18 protein-coding genes are annotated in these 22,188 nt (G+C 62.3%); 11 read left to right on the plus strand and 7 right to left on the minus strand.

Translation table 11 applies throughout. From position 1 onward, the window contains the following. Positions 1 to 398: 398 nt before the first annotated feature. Together NE850_RS14995 and NE850_RS15000 are read right to left on the minus strand one after the other, a co-directional pair. On the minus strand, positions 399 to 1,670 hold the full coding sequence (locus NE850_RS14995) for an SGNH/GDSL hydrolase family protein (protein ID WP_310698890.1): 1,272 nt from the start codon (positions 1,668 to 1,670) through the stop codon (positions 399 to 401). 87 nt (positions 1,671 to 1,757) lie between these two features. Next, the gene (locus tag NE850_RS15000; RefSeq protein ID WP_007179852.1) at positions 1,758 to 3,380 is read right to left on the minus strand and encodes an NAD(P)/FAD-dependent oxidoreductase; all 1,623 of its coding nucleotides are present in this window, start codon (positions 3,378 to 3,380) and stop codon (positions 1,758 to 1,760) included. Between the two features lie 216 nt (positions 3,381 to 3,596). Between NE850_RS15000 and paaA the strand changes: the two genes are divergently transcribed. The 8 genes from paaA (at position 3,597) to NE850_RS15040 (ending at position 9,847) form a co-directional block, all read left to right on the plus strand. Next, complete coding sequence (paaA, locus tag NE850_RS15005) at positions 3,597 to 4,595, plus strand: 1,2-phenylacetyl-CoA epoxidase subunit PaaA (RefSeq protein WP_007179853.1); 999 nt, start codon at positions 3,597 to 3,599, stop codon at positions 4,593 to 4,595. Positions 4,596 to 4,634: 39 nt separating this feature from the next. Further along, positions 4,635 to 4,919, plus strand: a complete 285-nt coding sequence (gene paaB / locus NE850_RS15010; RefSeq protein WP_007179854.1) for a 1,2-phenylacetyl-CoA epoxidase subunit PaaB — start codon at positions 4,635 to 4,637, stop codon at positions 4,917 to 4,919. An 8-nt stretch (positions 4,920 to 4,927) separates the two neighbouring features. Further along, positions 4,928 to 5,731 carry a 1,2-phenylacetyl-CoA epoxidase subunit PaaC gene (gene paaC / locus NE850_RS15015; RefSeq protein ID WP_007179855.1) on the plus strand — a complete coding sequence of 268 codons (804 nt, stop codon included), beginning with the start codon at positions 4,928 to 4,930 and terminating at the stop codon, positions 5,729 to 5,731. 7 nt (positions 5,732 to 5,738) lie between these two features. Next, the gene (gene paaD, locus NE850_RS15020; RefSeq protein WP_007179856.1) at positions 5,739 to 6,290 is read left to right on the plus strand and encodes a 1,2-phenylacetyl-CoA epoxidase subunit PaaD; all 552 of its coding nucleotides are present in this window, start codon (positions 5,739 to 5,741) and stop codon (positions 6,288 to 6,290) included. A 1-nt stretch (position 6,291) separates the two neighbouring features. Further along, entirely contained in the window at positions 6,292 to 7,380 is a 1,089-nt protein-coding gene (paaE, locus tag NE850_RS15025) for a 1,2-phenylacetyl-CoA epoxidase subunit PaaE (RefSeq protein ID WP_007179857.1), read from the plus strand. A 114-nt stretch (positions 7,381 to 7,494) separates the two neighbouring features. Next, on the plus strand, positions 7,495 to 8,307 hold the full coding sequence (locus NE850_RS15030; RefSeq protein WP_165187163.1) for a DUF1835 domain-containing protein: 813 nt from the start codon (positions 7,495 to 7,497) through the stop codon (positions 8,305 to 8,307). A 14-nt stretch (positions 8,308 to 8,321) separates the two neighbouring features. Continuing rightward, the gene (locus NE850_RS15035; RefSeq protein ID WP_007179859.1) at positions 8,322 to 8,930 is read left to right on the plus strand and encodes a TetR/AcrR family transcriptional regulator; all 609 of its coding nucleotides are present in this window, start codon (positions 8,322 to 8,324) and stop codon (positions 8,928 to 8,930) included. Positions 8,931 to 9,172: 242 nt separating this feature from the next. Further along, complete coding sequence (locus NE850_RS15040; protein ID WP_007179860.1) at positions 9,173 to 9,847, plus strand: GNAT family N-acetyltransferase; 675 nt, start codon at positions 9,173 to 9,175, stop codon at positions 9,845 to 9,847. A 91-nt stretch (positions 9,848 to 9,938) separates the two neighbouring features. Here NE850_RS15040 and NE850_RS15045 read toward each other — a convergent pair whose 3' ends face one another. Continuing rightward, the gene (locus NE850_RS15045; RefSeq protein ID WP_007179861.1) at positions 9,939 to 10,436 is read right to left on the minus strand and encodes an Lrp/AsnC family transcriptional regulator; all 498 of its coding nucleotides are present in this window, start codon (positions 10,434 to 10,436) and stop codon (positions 9,939 to 9,941) included. Between the two features lie 171 nt (positions 10,437 to 10,607). On the opposite strand from NE850_RS15045, the gene hppD reads away from it, so the two are divergent. Further along, positions 10,608 to 11,705 (plus strand): 4-hydroxyphenylpyruvate dioxygenase, encoded by a 1,098-nt coding sequence (gene hppD / locus NE850_RS15050; protein ID WP_165187166.1) that lies wholly within the window; start codon positions 10,608 to 10,610, stop codon positions 11,703 to 11,705. 157 nt (positions 11,706 to 11,862) lie between these two features. Here hppD and NE850_RS15055 read toward each other — a convergent pair whose 3' ends face one another. Further along, a complete protein-coding gene (locus tag NE850_RS15055) occupies positions 11,863 to 12,063 on the minus strand; it encodes a hypothetical protein (RefSeq protein WP_007179863.1) in 201 nt (66 codons plus the stop codon). 361 nt (positions 12,064 to 12,424) lie between these two features. On the opposite strand from NE850_RS15055, the gene NE850_RS15060 reads away from it, so the two are divergent. Next, positions 12,425 to 16,024 (plus strand): indolepyruvate ferredoxin oxidoreductase family protein, encoded by a 3,600-nt coding sequence (locus NE850_RS15060; protein WP_007179864.1) that lies wholly within the window; start codon positions 12,425 to 12,427, stop codon positions 16,022 to 16,024. Between the two features lie 452 nt (positions 16,025 to 16,476). Here NE850_RS15060 and NE850_RS15065 read toward each other — a convergent pair whose 3' ends face one another. Together NE850_RS15065 and NE850_RS15070 are read right to left on the minus strand one after the other, a co-directional pair. Then, positions 16,477 to 18,759, minus strand: coding sequence for an NADP-dependent malic enzyme (locus NE850_RS15065; protein WP_310698891.1), 2,283 nt, complete (start codon positions 18,757 to 18,759; stop codon positions 16,477 to 16,479). Positions 18,760 to 19,070: 311 nt separating this feature from the next. Further along, positions 19,071 to 20,303 carry an MFS transporter gene (locus tag NE850_RS15070; protein WP_165187170.1) on the minus strand — a complete coding sequence of 411 codons (1,233 nt, stop codon included), beginning with the start codon at positions 20,301 to 20,303 and terminating at the stop codon, positions 19,071 to 19,073. A 392-nt stretch (positions 20,304 to 20,695) separates the two neighbouring features. On the opposite strand from NE850_RS15070, the gene NE850_RS15075 reads away from it, so the two are divergent. Further along, a complete protein-coding gene (locus tag NE850_RS15075; protein WP_007179868.1) occupies positions 20,696 to 21,382 on the plus strand; it encodes an orotate phosphoribosyltransferase in 687 nt (228 codons plus the stop codon). A gap of 94 nt (positions 21,383 to 21,476) precedes the next feature. Here NE850_RS15075 and NE850_RS15080 read toward each other — a convergent pair whose 3' ends face one another. Next, positions 21,477 to 22,166: a response regulator gene (locus tag NE850_RS15080; protein ID WP_007179869.1), complete on the minus strand. Its 690-nt coding sequence runs from the start codon at positions 22,164 to 22,166 to the stop codon at positions 21,477 to 21,479. Positions 22,167 to 22,188: the final 22 nt, after the last annotated feature.

The following is a 22,188-nucleotide window of genomic DNA, read 5'->3' on the forward strand; positions in this document are numbered from 1 at the left end:
AGTCAAACCTTCCTTTCATTACTGTGTGAGACTTGATACTTTCGCTTCTCGGCAGACCCCGAAGGATCCGCCTCGCATCGCGCATCAAGCGCCCACACTTATCGGCTGTTAATTTTTAAAGATCGGTACGCATTCACTACCGAACCGCCACCACCGCAATTGCCAACCTCACAACCACCCGGCACCGCTTCGTTCTGCGTCGCTGCATCAGCAGCAGAGAAACGAGATTATGAAGGCTCTTTTTCGTTTCGTCAACAACATTTTTTCGCTTTCGCTTAAAACCTGCTGACGCTACGGCCGCTGGTTTCTGCCGCGGCCCTCGTTCGCAAACGAGGAGGCGAATCTTAGGTGAACATCGGCCATATGACAAGGGTTTGACCGAATTCTTTTTTGGCGGCTCAATTACGGGTCGATTTCACCACTGCGTCCACCGGAACCGCGTCGGCCATTGCTGCATAGCCGGCGTCGCTGGGGTGGATGTGGTCACCACTATCAAAGCTGCGCTGCAAGCGGTCCGGCTGCGCTGGATCACGCAGTGCAGCGTCGAAATCCACGACGCCGTCGAAGGCATGGCTGGTCCGGATCCACCGGTTGACGGCGAGCCGGATGCTCTCTCGCTGCGGCGGAAGCGATGCCGGCGTCAACGTCGCGCCGAACACCTTCATGCCAGCATGCCTGGCGGTGGCGATCACCCTCTGATATCCGGCGATCAGGTCGGCAGCCGTCACTGTGGTGTGCGGAAAATCGCAGTCGAGACCGCCACGCGGCGGCATTGCCGCAAAGTTGATGTCGTTGATGCCAATCAGCAGGATCGCCGTCTTGACGCCCGGACGCCTCAGCGCGTCGTGCTCAAAGCGCGTTGCAAGCGCGTCGCCGTAACAGGGAGAGTCGCTCAGCAGGCGGTTGCCGCTGATGCCCAGATTGACGATCGCGGTCGAGCGCTCCCCCGTCGCGGCAAACCGGCGAGCCAGCGCGTCCGGCCAGCGGCGATTCTGGTTCAGGCTGGAGCGCATACCGTCCGTGATCGAGTCGCCGATGGCAGCAACGGCGGCAGACGCGGGCGTCGTGTCGACCGAAAGCCCGGTCACCCACACATATTGCGTAAACCGCCCGCGAAACGCGTCCGCAGACGCATCCGCCGCATGATTACCCGGCGCGGAAACGTAATTCACCTGGTTCGACACGCGATGCCACGCTACGACACGCTGCTCCGGCCCCATAAACGCGCTGACGGCATAAGGCACCCCTGCGGCGACGTCGATCGCGACAGGGTCGCTCTCCGACTCCCCGCCCGGCGGAATCGAGATCACGCCTTTGCCACCGAACGCCACGCGCGTCTCACCGTTATCGGCTGCCGCCGCGCCGCCTGTCGAGCGTGCGATACGCAAATCCTCCATGACGAGCGGAGTCTTGCCGTACTGGTTGCTAAGGTGGACTCGCGCCGACCTTCCGGACAGCGTCGGATAAACAATCTGGCGAACCGTGCGCCCCGCGACTTCCGGCGCGCGATAGAGCGGCGGCAGGTCCGCCCGCTGGGGAATGGGTTGCAGCGCCGTCGCCCATGCGGTGACCCAATGTGCCGGGGCGTCGGCGGCGAAAGCGGTCGGGGAAACGGCAAACTGGATAAACAGTGCCGCGCCGCATGCGGCAGCCAAGGTGCGAATGCTCATTCGGGGAAGTCGGTTCGAGGCGAAACATGCATTGTGCCCGATCGCCGCAGCCGCCGCGGGTGGGCGCGACGGCGTTTCACCCCAGACTCAGGCCGCTTGCGCGCCGGTCATCTTCAACGCGAGCGCTTCAGCGACTTCGATCCCGTCGATCGCCGCTGAGTAGATCCCACCGGCATAGCCTGCTCCTTCGCCAGCCGGATACAGACCTTCGACATTCATGCTCTGGTAGTCGTCCCGGCGCCGCACGCGAATCGGCGAAGACGTTCTCGTTTCGACTCCCGTCAGCACCGCATCGTGCATCGCAAAACCGGCGATCTTCTTGTCCATCTGCGGCAAAGCTTCGCGAATGGCCTCGATCACGTAGTCCGGAAGCGCTGTGCTTAGATCGGTGGGATGCACACCGGGCTTGTACGATGGCGCCACGGAGCCCAGCGACGTGGACGGCCGGCCAGCAATGAAATCGCCGACCAACTGACCCGGCGCCATATAGTTGCCGCCACCGAGTTCAAAAGCCCGCTCTTCCCATTTGCGCTGGAAGGCGATGCCGGCGAGCGGGCCGCCCGGATAATCGTCCGGCGTGATGCCGACCACGATCCCGGCATTGGCATTGCGCTCCGCCCGCGAATACTGGCTCATGCCGTTGGTCACCACCCGGCCCGGCTCGGAAGTCGCCGCCACCACCGTGCCCCCAGGGCACATGCAGAAGCTGTAAACGGTACGGCCATTGCTGCAGTGATGCACCACCTTATAGTCGGCAGCGCCCAACTGCTTGTGGCCGGCAAATTTGCCGAAACGGCTGCGATCGATCAAACCCTGCGGATGTTCAATGCGGAAACCGAGTGAAAACGGCTTCGCCTCGATATAGACGCCGCGGTCGTTCAGCATCTGGAAGGTATCGCGCGCGCTATGGCCGACCGCCAGCACCACGTGATCGCAGCGCAGCGTTTCACCGGTCGACAGCTTCAACCCGCGCATTTTGCCCTGATCGATCTCGATATCGTCGACGCGGGTTTCGAAGCGCACCTCGCCACCCAGTTCGTGAATGGTCGCGCGCATTTTCTCGACCATGCTGACCAGCCGGAACGTGCCGATATGAGGCCGGCTCAGATACAGAATGTCTTCCGGCGCGCCGGCCCGCACGAATTCGTCGAGCACCTTGCGGCCGTAGTGTTTCGGATCCTTGATCTGGCTATACAGCTTGCCGTCCGAGAAGGTGCCCGCGCCGCCTTCGCCGAACTGCACGTTCGACTCGGGATTGAGCACCGACTTGCGCCACAGGCCGAAAGTGTCTTTGGTGCGCTCGCGCACGGCCTTGCCGCGCTCGAGGATGATCGGCCGGAAGCCCATTTGCGCGAGGATCAGCCCGGCAAACAGGCCGCACGGCCCCATGCCGATCACCACCGGACGTGGCGCGGTCATCTGCGCCGGCGCCCTGGCGACAAACTTGTAGGCCATGTCGGGCGTGACGCCGCAGTGGGGCACGTCGGCGAGCCGCTTGAGTGCCGCCGCTTCATCCGCAACCTCGACATCGACGATGTACGTGAGCTTGATGTCGGCGCGCTTGCGGGCGTCGTGCGCGCGGCGAAACACGGTGTATCGGATGAGCCCGTCCGCGGCCACGCCGAGTTCCGCGAGGCGCGCACGCACGGCGGCTTCGAGGGCGCTCTCGGGGTGATCGAGCGGGAGTTTGATTTCGCTTAGACGTAACATGAGTACCGGGGGATGCAGGAAGGCCGCAAATTGCGGCCAATTCGCAATTTTATAGGTTTAGCGTCGGCACGGGGCATCGGCACTGACGAAACGCCTCGGCGACGAAACCGTCCCGGTCCTATCGGCACGACCGACCTATCTCAAAAAATTTATTAACCGACCGGTCGGTTGGTTTATACTGTGCGCACACAGACAACTTCCGCAGAGAGCGTCCCCATGTACACGCAATCCCTGGATATTCCCGGCAATGTTGCCCCGCTCGACGCGGGCGCCAACTCGCCCGAGCAGGCGAAATTCGACGCGGTTATGGCCGCCGACGGCAAGATCGAAGCTCAGGACTGGATGCCGGAGGCTTACCGCAAGACGCTGGTTCGGCAGATTTCGCAGCACGCGCATTCGGAAATCGTCGGCATGCTGCCGGAAGGTAACTGGATCACGCGCGCGCCCAGCCTGAAGCGCAAAGCGATTCTGCTCGCCAAGGTTCAGGACGAAGCCGGCCACGGTCTCTATCTATATAGCGCGGTCGAAACGCTCGGTGCGTCGCGCGACCAGTTGATCGCGGCGCTGCATTCGGGCAAAGCGAAATATTCGAGCATCTTCAATTACCCGACGCCCACATGGGCGGACGTCGGCGTGATCGGCTGGCTGGTGGACGGCGCGGCGATCATGAACCAGATTCCGCTGTGCCGTTGCACGTATGGCCCGTATGCGCGCGCCATGATCCGCATCTGCAAGGAAGAGTCGTTCCACCAGCGCCAGGGTTTCGATGCACTCATGGCGATGATGTCCGGCACCGAAGCACAGCGCGAGCTGGTCCAGCAGGCCGTGGATCGCTGGTGGTGGCCGGTGCTGATGATGTTCGGCCCGAGCGACAAGGATTCGGTCCACAGCAGCCAGTCGTCGAAATGGGGCATCAAGCGCATCTCGAACGACGATCTGCGTCAGAAATTCGTCGACGCCACCGTCGACCAGGCCAAGGTGCTCGGCGTCACGCTGCCCGACCCGGATCTGAAGTGGAACGAAGCGCGCGGGCATTACGACTACGGCGACATCGACTGGGAAGAATTCTGGCGTGTGGTGAATGGCGACGGCCCGTGCAACCGCGAGCGTCTTGCCACCCGCGTCAAAGCCCACGACGACGGCGCCTGGGTCCGCGAAGCCGCCCTCGCCCACGCCGAAAAGCAGCGCCAGCGCGCACAACAGCACGCCGCCTGACTCGCGCGGCATGTCAGACAAAGAATCAGGAGATCTGCAATGAACAAGGAATGGCCGATTTGGGAAGTCTTCGTGCGTAGCAAGCAGGGACTCGACCACAAACACTGCGGCAGCCTGCACGCGGCCGACGCGCCGATGGCGCTGCGCATGGCCCGCGACGTCTACACGCGCCGCCAGGAAGGCGTGAGCATCTGGGTGGTGCCGTCGTCGGCGATCACGGCGTCCGCGCCGGAAGACAAGGCGGAGCTGTTCGAACCGGCTGGCGACAAGATTTACCGCCACCCGACGTTCTACACGCTCCCCGACGAAGTCAACCACATGTAAGCGCGGCCATGAACATCACGCCTCAACATCTGCAATACGTGCTGCGCCTCGCGGATAACGCGCTGATCCTCGGTCAGCGCAATACCGAATGGAGCGGCCACGGCCCGATCCTCGAAGAGGACATCGCGCTGTCGAACATGAGCCTCGACCTGATCGGCCAGGCGCGCCTGCTCTACACGCACGCCGCCTCGCTCGAACAGCAGCTCACCGGCAAAAACCGCACGGAAGACGACTACGCGTATTTTCGTGCCGAGCGCGAATTCGCCAACTACACGCTCGCCGAGTTGCCGCATGTCGGCCCGCTGTCGGCCACGGCTAAAGCCGAGAAGGATTACGCGGTCACCATCGTGCGCAATTTTCTCTACTCGACGTTGATGGCTCATCTGTGGACAGCCCTCACGGCGTCCACCGACGAGCAACTGGCGGCGATCGCGTCGAAGTCGATCAAGGAAACCAGCTATCACGTGCATCACGCACGCGAGTGGCTGATCCGTTTCGGCGACGGCACCGAGGAATCGCATCGCCGCGCGCAGGCCGCGCTGGACTATCTGCTGCCCTATACCCGCGAATTCTTCAGCACGGATGCGGTGGAGGAGACGATTGCGGCAGCCGGCATCGGTCCGCTGACCTCGGAACTCGAAGCCGCCTGGCTCGACGACGTACGCGCCACGCTCGACGAAGCCACCTTGAAGCTGCCCGAACCGGTCAGGCACATCACTACCGGCAAACACGGCGAGCATTCCGAGCACATGGGTTTCGTGCTGGCCGAAATGCAGAGCCTTGCGCGCCAGCATCCCGGCGCCACCTGGTAAGCCGACCATGACGACTTCGACTGCCTTTGGCCCGACCGGCACGACCGACGCCGCGCTCGAACGCGCTTGGGCCGTGCTCGAAACGGTGCCCGATCCGGAGATTCCAGTAGTGTCGATTCGCGAGCTCGGCATTCTGCGCGACGTACGGCGCGCCGCCGACGGCACGCTCGAAGTCGTGATCACGCCGACCTATTCCGGTTGCCCTGCCATGTCGCAGATTGCCGAGGACGTCGCGCATGCGCTCGACGTGGCGGAGCTCAAGCCGTATCGGGTCGCCACCGTGCTCGCGCCCGCCTGGACCACCGACTGGATGACCGCCGACGCGCGCGAAAAACTGCGCGCCTACGGCATCGCGCCGCCCACGGGCAATTGCGGTTCCGCCACGCCGGCTCAGGAAAAAGTGATGCGCTTCGTGCCACGGGCGCTGCCCGCGCCGTCGTGCCCACGTTGCGGCTCGGCGCATACCGAGCGTCTTGCGCAATTCGGCTCGACGGCCTGCAAAGCCTTGTACCGCTGCCTCGACTGCCGCGAACCCTTCGACTACTTCAAACCATACTGATATGGCCACCCCGCAATTTCATCCGCTGCGTATCCGCGAAGTGCGGCCCGAAACCGCCGACGCGGTCTCGGTCGCCTTCGAAGTCCCCGCTGAACTGCGTGAACAGTATCGCTTTACGCAAGGCCAGTTCGTCACGTTGAAGACGCATATCGACGGCGAGGAAACACGCCGTTCGTATTCGATCTGCGTCGGCGTCACCGATTACGACCGCGACGGCGAACTGCGCATCGGCATCAAGCGCGTGCGCGGCGGACGCTTCTCGAACTTCGCCTTCGACACGCTGCAGCCTGGCCACACGATCGACGTGATGACGCCGGACGGCCGGTTCTTTACCCACCTGAACGCCGATCAGGGTCAGCAATACCTGGCGTTCTCGGGCGGCTCGGGCATTACGCCGGTGCTGGCCATCATCAAGACGACGCTCGAAGTCGAGCCGCGCAGCACCTTTACGCTCGTCTACGGCAATCGCAGCGTCGATCAGATCATGTTCGCGGAAGAGCTCGAAGACCTGAAGAACCGCTTCATGAACCGCTTCGTGCTCTATCACGTGCTGTCGGACGATCTCCAGGACGTCGAACTGTTCAATGGCGTGCTCGATCAGGAAAAGTGCGCGGCCTTCATCGAGAATCTGCTGCCGGCCGATGCGATCGACGAAGCGTTCATCTGCGGCCCCGCTCCAATGATGGACGCCGCCGAAGCCGCGCTGAAAGCCGCCGGCGTGCCGCCGGAAAAGGTGCACGTGGAGCGCTTCGGTTCGCCGCTGCCGCAAGCGGGCGTGCCGCAGATCGAAATCACCGAGGACACCCCGGCCGCGGACCTCGAAATCGTGCTCGACGGGAAACGCCGCAAGCTGCGTCTGCCTTATCAGGGCGTGAGCGTACTCGACGTCGGCCTGCGCGCCGGCCTCGCGCTGCCTTACGCTTGCAAGGGCGGCGTCTGCTGCACCTGCCGCGCGAAGGTGCTCGAAGGCGAAGTAAAGATGGACAAGAACTACACGCTCGAAGAACACGAAATCCGCGACGGTTTCGTGCTGACGTGCCAATGCCATCCGGTCAGCGACCGCGTGGTGGTGAGCTACGACGAACGTTGAGCCACGCTTTGAGCAGTTCCGCGATCCGCTTACACTAGGGGCCGCTCGCGACCGGACGCCCGTTCCGGTCGGTGAGCAGCCCCTCATGTCGTTAACCGCCCTACGCCACTGCCGATGAGCACGATCCACCTCACCAACGGCGACGTCGCCGCCGAGTCACTGCGCACCGCGCTGCGGGATGCGGGCCGCGACGATCGCGTGCACGCGCTGCGAGACGATCTCGCAGTCGGCCCGTTGCGCGGCGTCGACGACGCCCCCGACGTGCGCGCGGACTTCTGGGATCGCGTAAGCGCCGACACCCGGCGCGATTTCCTTCGGGAAATCCGCGAGCAGGACGCGGCGCTGGAGAACATCGTGCGCGCCGAAGTGAACCTCGTGGTCTGGCACGGCGACAGCGCTTCGGATCAGTTGATGCTGCGCCGCGTCTGCTATCACCTGCGCAACAGCCCGCAGCGGCTGAACGAAGTGCGTCTGTCGATCCGCGATCTCACGGATCCGGGCGCATGGGCGCACAGCCGCAAAGACCGGGCGACGTCTGTGGGCATGTTCGCGCCGACCGTGCTGCAAGCGCGGCTGGCGGACGCCGCGCCGATTTCCGTGCTGCGCATCAGCCGGCTCGCGCTCGAATGGCAGGAAGTCAAACACGCGAACGGCGAAACGCGGCGCTGGCGCGACAACACGTTCACGAGCGGCAGCTTCATGGAACTGGACGCGCTGATTCTCGAGCATGTCAGCGATGACTGGCAGCCCGCCGCGCGCGTTGCCGCCGCATTGATGGCCGCCGAATTCGGATTTCTGGTGAGCGACAGCATTGTGCTGTGGCGCTTCCGCGAACTGGCCGCAGCCCGGCGCATCAAGCTGCGCGGCGACGCGAACGCGTGGCGCACGCTGGAATTGTGCGCGGCGTTCGCCCCCTGTCCACACTAATAGAACAGACGACTATGGCCCGTACCCGAGCCCCCGACCACGAAACCCAACGCGAGCAGATTCTCGAGCTTGCCGCGGCGAAATTCGCCCAGACCAGCTATCCCAGCACCTCGATGGCCGATCTCGCCGCGGCGAGCGGCACGTCGAAAGCGCGGCTCTACCACTACTACGCGAGCAAGGAAGCGATCCTGTTCGATCTGCTCGACCGCTACACCAAGCGGCTCATGCTGATCATCGCCGAGGTGGAAGGCGCGAGCCAGCGGCGCGGCTTGTCGGAGCGGGAAACCTTTGCGGAGTTGATCCGCGCGTTTCTGTCGGAATATGAGACATCGCACAGCCGGCACGTCGCGTTGTTGAACGACGTGAAGTATCTGGTCGACGCCCAGCGCGAAGTGATCCTGAACCGCCAGCGCGATGTGGTCGCGGCATTTGCGCGGCAGTTGGCGCGTGCTTACCCAGAGCGCGCCACGCGCGAAAACCAGACCGCGCTCACCATGATGGTGTTCGGCATGATCAACTGGACATTCACCTGGCTGAAGCCGGATGGTCGCCTGGGTTACCGTGAATTCGCCGAGCAGGTAGTCGGCATGGTGGACCACGGGCTGAGTTCGAATCCGGCCTGATTGCGCACCGCAACAATATTCAGCCGACATAGTGATGCGAAGTGGTCGATATACGACATCATATCGAGAACGCTCGTTTTATTTATTTTCACAAAAAAATCAATAACATAAAAATAGGGCGCTACCTTTTTAGGCATTCCCTTCAGAATTTTGTACGGGTTTTCCCTAGTGATCGAGGCGGGTTTCCGCTAAAATTGCTTTTGCGGTGCACCACGCCGTTCGATTAAAAGGAGAACCCGACCATGAACTTGATTACACCCCGCGCCGCTGAGCCGATCGTCGCGCACGATCGTTCGACGCAGCCAGCCGGTCGTGCGCCAGCTCTGGTCCGCGAACTCACCGCCGTCGACCGCGAACGGCTGCTTACCCACTTCCTCGCGCTCGACGAAGACGACCGCCTGCTGCGCTTCGGCCAGATCGTGCCGGACCATGTGATCGAAAACTACGTCCGCGCGATCGACTTCACGCGCGACACCGTTTTCGGCGTCTTCAACAGCCAATTGCAACTGACCGGCGTCGGCCACCTGGCTTATCTGCCTGCTGAAGGCGACAAGCGCACGGCGGAGTTCGGCGTGTCCGTGCTGGAAAGCGTTCGCGGCCAGGGCATCGGCTCGAAACTCTTTGAACGCGCCGCCATTCGCAGCCGCAATACGCACGTCACCACGCTGTATATGCACTGCCTGTCGCGCAACTCGACCATGATGCACATCGCCAAGAAGGCGGGCATGAAGATCGAATACGCCTATGGCGAGGCAGACGCTTATCTGACGCTGCCGCCGGCGGACCACTCGAGCATCATCGCCGAAATGCTGCAGGAGCAGGCTGCGGTGTTCGACTACGCGCTCAAGCGCCAGGCACGTCAGGCGTCCAAGCTGTTTGAAACATTCATGCCGACGAAGGTTGCGGCCGCAGCCTGACAGCCTTGTGCGTTGGAAAAAATAAAGGGCGGTTCACTTTGTGAACTGCCCTTTTTGTTTGTCGAGCGCGCCTGCGCACACGCTGACGTCCTCACAAAATCGGCAGCGCCGTCGTCTCCTTGATCTTTTCGAGCGAGAAGCTCGTTTTCACGTCGATCACCGACGGATGGTGCAGCAACTGGTCCTGCACAAAGCGCGAAAAGTGCGCCATGTCCTCCACCTGGACACGCAGCAGATAGTCCATGTCGCCGGTCATTGCATGGCACGCCACCACTTCTGGCCACGCCTGAACAGCCGCGCGAAACAGATCGGCATGGGTCGCGTCGCCGCGCGGGCTGAGCGCCAGACCACCGCGTTTTTCCAACCGCACATTCACGTACGCGAGTAAATCGAGCCCAAGTCGCTGCGCGTCGAGCAACGCGACATAGCCGCGGATCACGCCGCTCTCTTCCAGCCGGCGGATACGCCGCAGGCACGGACTCGGCGAAAGATTGATGCGCTCGGCGATCTCCTGATTCGACAGCCGACCATTCTCCTGCAGGATCGCCAGAATCCGCCTGTCGATGGCATCTATCTCTACATTGGCCATTTTCTGCCGTCCATTCGCTATATCGAGCTACAAAATAGCGTCAGCGTATCGGTACGCGATTAACTTCGCAAGTTTTGGTCGCAGGCAGGCCTTTACACTTGCGCCATTCAGTCGCGCTTACCCGCATACCCCCGCTCGCGCCACGCGCCGGCCCACATGAGGAGACAGACAATGCAGGTTTCAACCTGGGAAAACCCGCTCGGCACCGACGGTTTCGAGTTCATCGAGTACACCGCACCGGATCCGAAGGCGCTCGGCAAGCTGTTCGAACAGATGGGCTTCACTGCGGTCGCGCGGCATCGTCATAAAGACGTGACGCTGTATCGCCAGGGGGAAATCAACTTTATCGTCAATGCGGAGCCGGATTCGTTCGCGCAACGCTTTGCGCGTCTGCACGGCCCGTCGATCTGCGCGATCGCTTTCCGCGTTCAGGATGCCGCCAAGGCGTACAAGCAGGCGTTGGAAAAAGGCGCCTGGGGCTTCGACAACAAAACCGGCCCGATGGAATTGAACATTCCAGCGATCAAAGGCATTGGCGACTCGCTGATCTATTTCGTCGACCGTTGGCGCGGCAAGAACGGCGCCGAGCCGAACAGCGTCGGCAACATCGACATTTACGACGTCGACTTCGAGCCGATTCCCGGCGCGAACCCGAATCTGGTGGGTCACGGCCTGACCTATATCGACCACCTGACGCACAACGTGCATCGCGGCCGCATGCAGGAGTGGGCGGAGTTCTACGAGCGCCTGTTCAATTTCCGCGAAGTGCGCTATTTCGACATTGAAGGCAAAGTGACGGGCGTGAAGTCGAAGGCGATGACTTCGCCGTGCGGCAAGATCCGCATCCCGATCAATGAAGAAGGTTCGGACACTGCCGGCCAGATTCAGGAGTATCTCGACGCGTACCGCGGCGAAGGCATTCAGCACATTGCGCTCGGCACCAACGACATCTATCGCACGGTGGACGGCTTGCGCGCGGCGAACATCTCGCTGCTCGATACCATCGACACTTACTATGAACTGGTGGATCGCCGCGTGCCGAATCACGGCGAGCCGCTGGACGAACTGCGCAAACGCAAGATTCTGATCGACGGCGCGCCCGAAGATTTGTTGCTGCAGATCTTCACCGAAAACCAGATCGGCCCGATCTTCTTCGAGATCATTCAGCGCAAGGGCAATCAGGGCTTTGGCGAGGGCAACTTCAAGGCGCTGTTCGAATCGATCGAACTGGATCAGATTCGCCGTGGCGTGGTGCAGGACAAAGCCTGACGCTCATGGTGGCGCGGGATCGGTAGATACCAAATGAAAAGGGCGAGGATCTCACGATCCTCGCCCTTTTCATTTATGCCGTTGTCTCAAGCGGACCCTGGATGGCTTGGTGGGACAACGGCCGGTTATTCAATCGACACGCTGCACAGGCGGCGTATCACGAATTCTGGTCTTGACCGTCGGCCTTGGTGGATCGCGTGACGCTGCCAAAGGCAATACGTGCGGGCGCCACCTGCGCCGTGCGAGTCACCGCGTTTGACTGCGCCCCTACGCTGCCCGAGTTCGAGCGCACCGGTGCGCTCATGGCAAAAAATGCGGCCGAAACCATCAGGAAGGTCTGGATGTTTCTCGTGTTCATGCGTACTCCTTTTCTAACTACCCTGCTGTCGTGAAGCTCCGCCGAATGCGGAGCGTTGCGCGGACATTGGTCGCAGGTGGGGTGTTAGACAGAAATTTCAACTACGGTTCCGCAGATTTATAGTTTTTACAGCTTGTTACAAGCACACGAGCAGGTGTTGCAGGTGTCGACAGCAAAACGCTGCACGAGCCGGCCAGTATCGCTGCGAAGCCGCCTTTTCTGAAGACCTGCGGCGGGTTTTCACCAGTGCTACCATCGCTTGAAACACGTCAATATGGCGGCCCCGGCCCTCCGCATTCACAAGATGCCGGGGCTCAAAAAAAGTTTTGGTGATCCCAAACTGGTTGGAGGAGTACACATAATGAATGCCCCGCTAGACGCAGGTCAGCGAGCCTCGCTCGAAGCCGCGTTATCTTCCGTCACGCTCGACGACAAATACACCCTCGAACGCGGCCGCGCGTACATGAGCGGCATTCAGGCGCTGGTGCGTCTGCCGATGCTGCAGCAGGAACGCGACCGGGCCGCCGGGCTCAACACCGCCGGCTTCATCTCCGGTTACCGTGGTTCGCCTCTGGGCGGGCTCGACCAATCCCTGTGGAAGGCGAAACAGCATCTCGCCGCGCATCAGGTCGTGTTCCAGCCAGGCGTCAACGAAGACCTCGCGGCCACCGCCGTTTGGGGTTCACAACAAGTCAATCTGTACCCGAGCGCCAAATACGACGGCGTGTTCTCGATGTGGTACGGCAAAGGCCCCGGCGTCGACCGTTCCGGCGACGTCTTCAAGCACGGCAACTCGGCCGGTTCGGCGCAACACGGCGGCGTTCTCGTCCTCGCCGGCGACGATCATGCGGCCAAGTCCTCCACGCTCGCCCATCAGTCCGAACACATTTTCAAGGCGTGCGGCCTGCCGGTGCTGTTTCCCTCGAACGTGCAGGAATATCTCGACTTCGGTCTGCACGGCTGGGCAATGAGCCGCTATTCCGGCCTGTGGGTCGCGATGAAGTGCGTGACCGACGTGGTCGAGTCGTCGGCTTCGGTCGATATCGATCCACACCGCACGAAGATCGTCCTGCCGGAAGATTTCGCGATGCCCGAGGGCGGCCTGAATATCCGCTGGCCGGATCCGCCGCTGGTGCAGGAAGCGCGTCTGCTCGACTACAAGTGGTACGCCGCTCTCGCCTATGTGCGGGCCAACAAACTCGACCGCGTCGAAATCGATTCGCCGCATGCGCGCTTCGGCATCATGACCGGCGGCAAGGCGTATCTGGACGTGCGTCAGGCGCTGACCGATCTCGGTCTCGACGACGAAACGTGCTCGCGCATCGGTATCCGTCTCTATAAGGTCGGCTGCGTCTGGCCGCTCGAAGCGCAAGGCGCGCAGGCTTTCGCGCGCGGCCTCGACGAAATTCTCGTGGTCGAGGAAAAGCGCCAGATTCTCGAGTACGCGATCAAGGAGGAGCTGTACAACTGGCCCGACGCGCAGCGCCCGCGCGTGTTCGGCAAGTTCGACGAAAAGGACGGCGCGGGCGGCGAATGGTCGGTGCCGATGGGCAACTGGTTGCTGCCGGCGCATTACGAACTCTCGCCGGCGATCATCGCGAAGGCCATCGCCACACGGCTCGACAAATTCGACCTGCCTTCCGACGTGCGCGCTCGTATCGCCACGCGCATCGCGGTGATCGAAGCGAAGGAAAAAGCGCTGGCGCGGCCGCGCGTCGAAGCCGAACGCAAGCCGTGGTTCTGCTCCGGCTGCCCGCACAATACGTCGACTAATGTGCCGGAAGGCTCGCGCGCGATGGCTGGCATCGGCTGCCATTACATGACGGTCTGGATGGACCGCGGCACCAGCACGTTCAGCCAGATGGGCGGCGAAGGCGTCGCGTGGATCGGCCAGGCGCCGTTCACGAACGACAAACACGTCTTCGCCAATCTCGGCGACGGTACCTACTTCCACTCCGGGCTGCTCGCGATTCGCGCGGCGATCGCGTCGAAGGCGAACATCACCTACAAGATTCTCTATAACGACGCCGTGGCCATGACGGGCGGCCAGCCGGTCGACGGCGTGCTGACCGTGCCGCAGATCACCCACCAGCTCGCCGCCGAAGGCGCGACGAAGATCGTGATCGTCACCGACGAGCCGGAGAAATACTCGGCGAACGTCGGCCTCGCGCCGGGCATCGACGTCCATCACCGCGACAAGCTCGACGACGTGCAGCGCCAGCTGCGCGAAGTGTCCGGCACGACGATCCTGATCTACGACCAGACCTGCGCGACGGAGAAGCGCCGTCGCAGGAAACGCGGCGCCTATCCGGATCCGGCGCGCCGCGTCGTGATCAACGAGGCAGTGTGCGAAGGCTGCGGCGATTGCTCGGTAAAGTCCAACTGCCTGTCGGTCGAGCCGCTCGATACCGAGTACGGCACGAAGCGCCAGATCAATCAGTCCACCTGCAACAAGGACTTTTCATGCGTGAACGGCTTCTGCCCGAGCTTCGTCTCCGTTGAAGGCGGTCAGTTGCGCAAGCCCAAGGCCGCCTCAGGCATTGTCGGCGACGCGATGCCGCCGGTGCCGGAGCCCGAACTACCGTCTATGGACAGGCCGTACGGCGTGCTGGTGACGGGCGTCGGCGGCACGGGTGTCGTGACGATCGGCGCGCTGCTCGGCATGGCCGCGCACCTGGAGAACAAGGGCGTCACAGTGCTCGACGTCACCGGCCTCGCGCAGAAAGGCGGCGCCGTGATGAGCCACGTGCAGATCGCGAAGAATCCGGCCGACATCCACGCAACGCGTATCGCTATGGGTGAAGCCAGTCTGGTGATCGGCTGCGATGCGATCGTGACCGCCAGCGACGAATGCGTCTCGCGCATGCAGGCAGGCCGCACACGCGTCGTGTTGAACACGGCGCATACGCCGACCGCCGAGCTCATCAAGAACCCGAACTGGCGCTTCCCGGGCAGCAGCACGGAAGCCGATGTGCGTGCCGGCGCCGGCGACGAAGGCGTCGATACGGTCGACGCGAATCACTTCGCCGTCGCATTGCTCGGTGATGCGATCTATACGAATCCGTTCGTACTCGGCTACGCATGGCAACGCGGCTGGGTGCCGCTCACGTATCAGTCGCTGATGCGCGCCATCGAGCTGAACAACGTCCAGGTCGAAAAGAACCGGGCGGCGTTCGAATGGGGCCGCCGTGCAGCGCACGACCTGGCCGCGGTACGCCAGCTCGCGCAATCACAGGGGCGCGGCGCCGCCGCGGAAGCAATGAGCAGCAAGATCATCTCGCTGCACACGCCGAAAGCGCTCGACACGCTAATCGACAAACGCGCCGCGTATCTGACGGCGTGGCAGAACAGCGCGTATGCCGACCGTTATCGCGCGCTGGTGTCGCAGGTACGTGCGGCCGAGTCGGCGCTCGATTCGATCGATGGCCAGTTGCCGCTGACCGAGGCGGTCGCGAAGAATCTGCACAAGCTGATGGCCTACAAGGACGAGTACGAAGTTGCGCGTCTGTACAGCGATCCGGCATTCATCGAAAAGCTGAAGGCGAATTTCGAAGGCGACTGGAAGCTCCACATTCACCTCGCGCCGCCGACGTTCTCGAAGAAGGATGCGAAGGGCCATCTGGTGAAGAAGAAGTACGGTCCCTGGGTCTTCAGCGCAATGCACGTACTGGCCCGGTTCAAGTTCCTGCGCGGCACCGCGTTCGATGTGTTCGGCAAGACGGAAGAGCGCCGTACCGAGCGGGCGTTGATCGTCGAGTATGAAGCGCTGGTGCGTGAGCTGATTGGCGGCCTGACTGCGCAGACGCGTGAGCTGGCCATAGAGCTCGCGAATCTGCCGGACGGCATTCGCGGTTATGGTCACGTGAAGGAGAACAACCTGAAGGGCGTGCGCGTCAAATGGAACGAGTTGCTGGCGCGGTGGCGTTCGCCGGAGACGGGAAAGACGCAACACGCAGCGTGATCGTGTTCGCCTGACCGGATGTGACGCATCGGGCACAAATGGGAAAGGCGGCTGTCCTCGCGGACAGTCGCCTTTTTTGTTTCCGGTTTCGACACGTCATGCATGTGCGCCAGACCGGCGGTACTGCTGGTACTGCTACTTCTTGCAACACAACGGACATTTACGTGGCGAAGCGCAGCGCACGACGACAACAGGGATTGACCAGCCGACTGTTCCGTTACTGTCAGCATGTGCTGCGCTTCAGGAGTCACTTTACAAACGCGTCACGGCCAATCGAATAGGAACATTCCCAAACACACGAAACGAACTAAGAATTATTAGGACGAAGACGCCGCCGACCACGAACGCGCCGCACACGCAAAAAACGCCACGGAATCAACTTCCATGGCGTTCTAGCAGGCTCGTCGCCGGCGCCTCGATGAGGCGCCGCGTCAATCCTCAAGGCATCTGCATTACTTCGCGTTTGCCGGTTTCCGCGCGTTGGCCGAAGCCACCGCCGTCATGTTGATGATCCGGCGCACGGTCGCCGCCGGCGTCAGGATGTGCACCGGCTTTTCCGCGCCCAGCAGGAACGGGCCAACCGTCACGCCTTCACCGCCGATCATCTTCAGCAGGTTGTACGTGATGTTCGCCGCTTCCACGTTCGGCATGATCAGCAGGTTGGCTTCGCCGCTCAGCGTCGTGCCGGGGAACGCGGCCTTGCGCACCGCTTCCGACAATGCCGCATCGCCGTGCATCTCACCGTCGATCTCGAGCGTTGGCGCGCGCTCGACAATCAGCTTGCGAGCCGCAGCCATACGCTGCGACGACGAAGAAGGCGCGCTGCCGAAGTTCGAGTTCGACAGCAACGCGACCTTCGGCGTGATACCGAACTTCTCGATCTCGCTAGCAGCCAGCATCGTCATGTCGGCGAGCTGCTCGGCGGTGGGCGTCTCGTTCACGTACGTGTCGCAGATGAACAGATTGCGGCCCGGCAGCATCAGCAGGTTCATTGCCGCGAAGTTCTGAACGTTCTCCGCTTTGCCCAGCACCTGTTCGATGAACTTCAGGTGCGTGTGGTACTGGCCGATCATGCCGCAGATCATGCCGTCGGCTTCGCCGAGGCGCACGAGGATCGCGCCGATCAGCGTATTGAACTTGCGCATGGCGGCCTTTGCCACGTCCGGCGTCACGCCTTCGCGCGCGCCGAGTTCGTGATAGGCCTGCCAGGATTGCTGATAGCGCGGATCGTCTTCCGGATCGACAACCTCGAAGTCATCGCCGCACTTGAGCTTCGAGCCCATCTTCTTCAGACGCATCTCGATCACCGACGGACGGCCGACCAGAATCGGCCTGGCGATCTTTTCCAGCAGCACGAACTGCGCGGCGCGCAGCACGCGCTCGTCTTCACCTTCGGCGAACACGATGCGCGCCGGTTCCGACTTCGCCGCGGCGAACACCGGGCGCATCACCATGCCCGTGCGATACACGGTCGTGCCGAGTTCTTCGCGGTACGCATCCATGTCCTTGATCGGACGGGTCGCAACGCCAGAATCCATTGCCGCTTGCGCGACAGCCGGCGCGATCTTGATGATCAGGCGCGGATCGAACGGCTTCGGAATCAGGTACTCGGGACCGAATTCCAGCGAGTGACCTTCGTACGCCTTCGCGACTTCATCGCCCTGATCGGTTTCTTCGGCCAACTCGGCGATCGCGCGCACGCAGGCGAGCTTCATTTCTTCCGTGATCGTGGTGGCGCCGACATCCAGCGCGCCGCGGAAGATGAACGGGAAGCACAGCACGTTGTTGACCTGGTTCGGGTAATCCGAACGGCCGGTCGCGATAATGCAGTCCGGACGGACCTCCTTCGCGTCTTCCGGGCGGATTTCCGGCTCCGGATTCGCCAGCGCGAGAATCAGCGGCTGGGTGCCCATTTCGGCGACCATCTCCGGCTTCAGCACGCCTGCGCTCGAACAGCCGAGGAACACGTCGGCGCCGCGGATCGCGTCAGCGAGCGTGCGCGCGCCGGTGTTCGCCGCGTAACGTTCCTTCGACGGATCCAGATTGCCGCGGCCTTCGTAGATCACGCCCTTGGAGTCGGTGACGAGAATGTTCTTCTTCGACAGGCCCAGGTTCACCAGCAGATCCAGACACGCGATCGCTGCCGCGCCCGCGCCGGAACATACGAGCTTCACTTCGTCGAGCTTCTTGCCGACCACTTTCAGCCCGTTCAGGATCGCCGCCGACGCGATGATCGCAGTGCCGTGCTGATCGTCGTGGAAGACCGGAATCTTCATGCGCTCGCGCAGCTTCTTCTCGATGTAGAAGCACTCGGGCGCCTTGATGTCTTCGAGGTTGATGCCGCCGAGCGTGGGCTCGAGCATGGCGATCGCCTCAACGAGCTTGTCCGGATCGGACTCGGAGAGCTCGATGTCGAACACGTCGATGCCGGCGAATTTCTTGAAGAGGCAACCCTTGCCTTCCATGACGGGTTTCGCGGCGAGCGGACCGATGTTGCCGAGACCGAGCACGGCCGTGCCATTGGTGATCACGCCGACCAGGTTGCCGCGCGAGGTGTACTTCTGCGCGTCGAGCGGCTCGTCGTAGATCGCCATACAGGCTGCGGCGACACCCGGCGAGTATGCGAGCGAGAGATCGAGCTGGTTCGACAGCGGCTTGGTGGGGGTGACCGAAATCTTGCCGGGTTTCGGGTTCTGGTGATAGGCGAGAGCGCTTTGCTTAAGTTGTTCGTCCATTTTCTGACCTGCGAGACGTAAGTAATTGAGCCCGGCACACCACACAATCGGCGTCGCTTACATCTATCGAATGGATAATCGACCGAGGCGGCTTTCGCATGCGCCGGTTGGGCGTGGCGTCGAACCTCACCGGGGGACGGGACGGTGCGGAGTGCTTAGCGGGTCGATTAGTGTACACCCCGAATGCGTCGATGGACTGAGCGGTTAACGCGGCTCACCATCGGCGAAACAGCGGCCGGCAATGCTGCAGCGCCGCATGCGGCGGGCATGCGCCGCTTGTCATTCGCAGGTCACACGCGTGCTGTTAGCGCTCATTCGAGCTCAGCGCCGCGTCGTTCGGGAATCAGGAAAAGCGTCGCGAAGATGTCGAGCAAGTAGACCGACGCGAGCACGGCGAGCGCCGCGCCGAACGAGTAGCGCGCGGCCAGAGCGCCCACGGCCACCGGTCCGAAACCGCCCACTGCGCGGCCGACATTGAACAGCACGTTCTGGGCGGTGGCGCGTGCATCGGTCGGATAAAGCTCGGAGATCAGCGCGCCGTAGCCACCGATCATTCCGTTGACGAACACGCCCATCGCCGCGCCGCCGATCAGGAGCGCCATTGGCGTGCTCAAGTGCGCGTAGACGAAGACCATCACCACCGCGCCCGCCTGGTAGAACAGAAACGCCGGCTTGCGGCCGAAGCGGTCGGCGGCGATGCCGAACAGCCAGATGCCGCACGCCATGCCGAGAACCGTCACGGCGGTCCACAGTCCGGATCTGGTCAGCGAATAGCCGAAGGTTTTCGACAGATAGCTCGGCAGCCAGATCATCAAACCGTAGTAGCCGAAGTTCTGCACCGAACAGAGAATCGCCACGCCGATGCTGGCGCGCGTGGTGCGACCATCGGCCACCAGCAATTTCAGCGGCAGCTTGCGCATGCCGCGCGCGACGCGCTCGGTAAAGAGCGCCGGCTCCTCGACATGGCGCCGGACAAAGAACGACACCACCGCCGGCAGCAGTCCGAGCGCGAACATGCCGCGCCAGCCGATCAGCGGCAACAACAGCGGTGTCAGCAAGGCCGCCGCCAGCACACCGAGCTGCCATCCCAGGCCGACGTACGACGACACGCGTGCTCGCTGCGACGCCGGCCACGCTTCGGCCACCAGCGTCATGCCAATGCCGAACTCGCCGCCGAGCCCGATCCCGGCGATCGTCCGGTAGATCAGCAGGTCCGCATAGCCTTGCGCCAGCGCGCACAAGCCGGTGAAGACGGCAAAGATCAGGATCGTCCACGTCAGCATGCGCACGCGGCCGAAATAGTCGCTCAACACGCCGAAGATCAGACCGCCCGCCACCGCGCCGATCAGCGTCCACGTGACGAGCGAACCGCCTTGCGCGGAGCTCAGATGCAGATCGGCGGTAATCACGGGGAGCATGAAGCCGAGGATCAGCAGATCGAAGCCGTCCATTGCGTAACCGAGTACCGAGGCGAGCAGCGCGCGGCCGGCGTAGCCATCTTTCGCGGATGCGCGGGTATCGGTGGCGGAAGGGGCGGCGTTCATTGAAAGCATTCCGTAGGTCGAAGGGGCGGCAACGGCAGCAAGCGCCCGGGAAATTCGCGTGAGTGTAAAGGCGCCCCCCGCTGCTCACAAGCGAACCAAAAAGCGCGAGCGCAAGTGCTCGGCCGGCGCGTCCGTTCATTGGACGCCAAGCCTGCGTGCGCAGCGCGGCCGTCATGACCATCATTCACCGCCGGCACGCGCGACGGCCTCCTCCGAAGGGCTCATTTCAGGTAAAATGTCGGCCTACGCGCGCAGCAAAACCGGTCTGCACTCCACTGACCGGCAGCGTATTTGCCTATCAAGGCGCCGCCCAACATGGTGCGGCATACCCCACTTGCTGCGCCACCGGGCCTCGCGCCCGCTTCTCCCCGCTGACACCCAAGGATCCGCCCATGACAGGCTTCGATCGCCAGACGATCTCCGACACGACCGCCAAGATGCTGCTGGAAGTACAGGCAGTGCACTTCAACGCGGAGAAACCGTACATTTTCACGTCCGGCTGGGCGAGCCCGGTTTATATCGACTGCCGCAAGCTGATCTCGTATCCTCGCGTGCGCCGCGGTCTGATGGAAATGGCCGAGACCACGATCCTGCGCGATGTCGGTTATGAACAGATCGACGCGGTCGCCGGTGGTGAAACCGCCGGTATCCCGTTCGCGGCGTGGCTCTCCGATCGCCTGATGGTGCCGATGCAATACGTGCGCAAGAAGCCGAAGGGTTTCGGCCGTAACGCGCAGATCGAAGGCCTGCTGACCGAAGGCCAACGCGTGCTGCTGGTCGAAGACCTGACCACGGATAGCCGCAGCAAGATCAACTTCATCAACGCGCTGCGCACCGCCGGCGCCACCGTGAATCACTGCTTCGTGCTGTTCCACTACAACATCTTCAAGGAAAGCGTGTCGGTGCTGAAAGACATCGACGTCGATCTGCACGCGCTCGCCACATGGTGGGACGTGTTGCGCGTTGCCAAGGAAAACAAGTACTTCGACACCAAGACGCTCGACGAAGTGGAAAAATTCCTGCACGCGCCGGCTGAATGGTCGGCTGCACATGGCGGCGCAACCTCGACGCCGCAATAAGCTTCACCGCCTGACACGGATCGGATAAAAAAGGGCGCCTGTCTTATCGACAGGCGCCCTTTTTCTATCTTCACCTTATAAAACGTGCGCGACGTTAAGACACCCCATCGGGTGCGTCCGTTGAATGCGACGACAGGTTCAGCAAGCCGTTGCTCTGCGCGTACTGGAACAACTCGGAATCCCGCTCGATGCCGAGTTTGCGCATGGCGGTGTTCTTCTGCGTGCTGATCGTTTTGATGCTGCGGTTGAGTTGCTCCGAGATTTCCTTGATCGTCATGCCGGACACGAACAGGCGCACCACTTCCAGCTCACGTTTGGACAACATGACTTCGTCGTTCTTGCCGCCGGCGTTCATGCGCAATGCATCCAGCGACGCCTTGACCGACGGGCTCATGTATTCGAGGTTGCGGCTGACGTGCTGCACCGCGAGCCCGATGTGGCTCAGATCGTCCGACTTGTTGACGACCGACGTTACGCCGAGTTCGCTCAGCCGCTTGAGCAACGCGGCGTTCTCGAGCATCGTCAATACGACGATGGGAAGGTTGGGGAAATTGCGGCGTAGATAGCCGATCAGCGGCAAGCCGTCGCCATATTGGCCGCCCGGCATTGCCAGATCCGTGACGAGCACGTCGCAGGCAATGGTTTGCAGCACCTTGATCAATTCGGTTGACTGTCGTGCACGGGCGACCACTTGCAGACCAGGAAACTTGAGCAAAGCCTGCTCGGCGCCGAACAGAATAACCGGATGGTCGTCAGCGACCACGACCCTGACTGGATCTTGCATTGCCCTCCCTTCGGCAGATAAA

It is taken from the genome of Paraburkholderia sp. USG1 (assembly GCF_031570135.1).
Lineage (GTDB): Bacteria > Pseudomonadota > Gammaproteobacteria > Burkholderiales > Burkholderiaceae > Paraburkholderia > Paraburkholderia dioscoreae.

Excerpts from the sequence above, each read along its gene's own strand:
- NE850_RS14995 (WP_310698890.1), bottom strand. The coding sequence starts at position 1,670 with ATGAGCATTCGCACCTTGGCTGCCGCATGCGGCGCGGCACTGTTTATC.
- NE850_RS15000 (WP_007179852.1), bottom strand. The coding sequence starts at position 3,380 with ATGTTACGTCTAAGCGAAATCAAACTCCCGCTCGATCACCCCGAGAGC.
- paaA (WP_007179853.1), top strand. The coding sequence starts at position 3,597 with ATGTACACGCAATCCCTGGATATTCCCGGCAATGTTGCCCCGCTCGAC.
- paaB (WP_007179854.1), top strand. The coding sequence starts at position 4,635 with ATGAACAAGGAATGGCCGATTTGGGAAGTCTTCGTGCGTAGCAAGCAG.
- paaC (WP_007179855.1), top strand. The coding sequence starts at position 4,928 with ATGAACATCACGCCTCAACATCTGCAATACGTGCTGCGCCTCGCGGAT.
- paaD (WP_007179856.1), top strand. The coding sequence starts at position 5,739 with ATGACGACTTCGACTGCCTTTGGCCCGACCGGCACGACCGACGCCGCG.
- paaE (WP_007179857.1), top strand. The coding sequence starts at position 6,292 with ATGGCCACCCCGCAATTTCATCCGCTGCGTATCCGCGAAGTGCGGCCC.
- NE850_RS15030 (WP_165187163.1), top strand. The coding sequence starts at position 7,495 with ATGAGCACGATCCACCTCACCAACGGCGACGTCGCCGCCGAGTCACTG.
- NE850_RS15035 (WP_007179859.1), top strand. The coding sequence starts at position 8,322 with ATGGCCCGTACCCGAGCCCCCGACCACGAAACCCAACGCGAGCAGATT.
- NE850_RS15040 (WP_007179860.1), top strand. The coding sequence starts at position 9,173 with ATGAACTTGATTACACCCCGCGCCGCTGAGCCGATCGTCGCGCACGAT.
- NE850_RS15045 (WP_007179861.1), bottom strand. The coding sequence starts at position 10,436 with ATGGCCAATGTAGAGATAGATGCCATCGACAGGCGGATTCTGGCGATC.
- hppD (WP_165187166.1), top strand. The coding sequence starts at position 10,608 with ATGCAGGTTTCAACCTGGGAAAACCCGCTCGGCACCGACGGTTTCGAG.
- NE850_RS15055 (WP_007179863.1), bottom strand. The coding sequence starts at position 12,063 with ATGAACACGAGAAACATCCAGACCTTCCTGATGGTTTCGGCCGCATTT.
- NE850_RS15060 (WP_007179864.1), top strand. The coding sequence starts at position 12,425 with ATGAATGCCCCGCTAGACGCAGGTCAGCGAGCCTCGCTCGAAGCCGCG.
- NE850_RS15065 (WP_310698891.1), bottom strand. The coding sequence starts at position 18,759 with ATGGACGAACAACTTAAGCAAAGCGCTCTCGCCTATCACCAGAACCCG.
- NE850_RS15070 (WP_165187170.1), bottom strand. The coding sequence starts at position 20,303 with ATGAACGCCGCCCCTTCCGCCACCGATACCCGCGCATCCGCGAAAGAT.
- NE850_RS15075 (WP_007179868.1), top strand. The coding sequence starts at position 20,696 with ATGACAGGCTTCGATCGCCAGACGATCTCCGACACGACCGCCAAGATG.
- NE850_RS15080 (WP_007179869.1), bottom strand. The coding sequence starts at position 22,166 with ATGCAAGATCCAGTCAGGGTCGTGGTCGCTGACGACCATCCGGTTATT.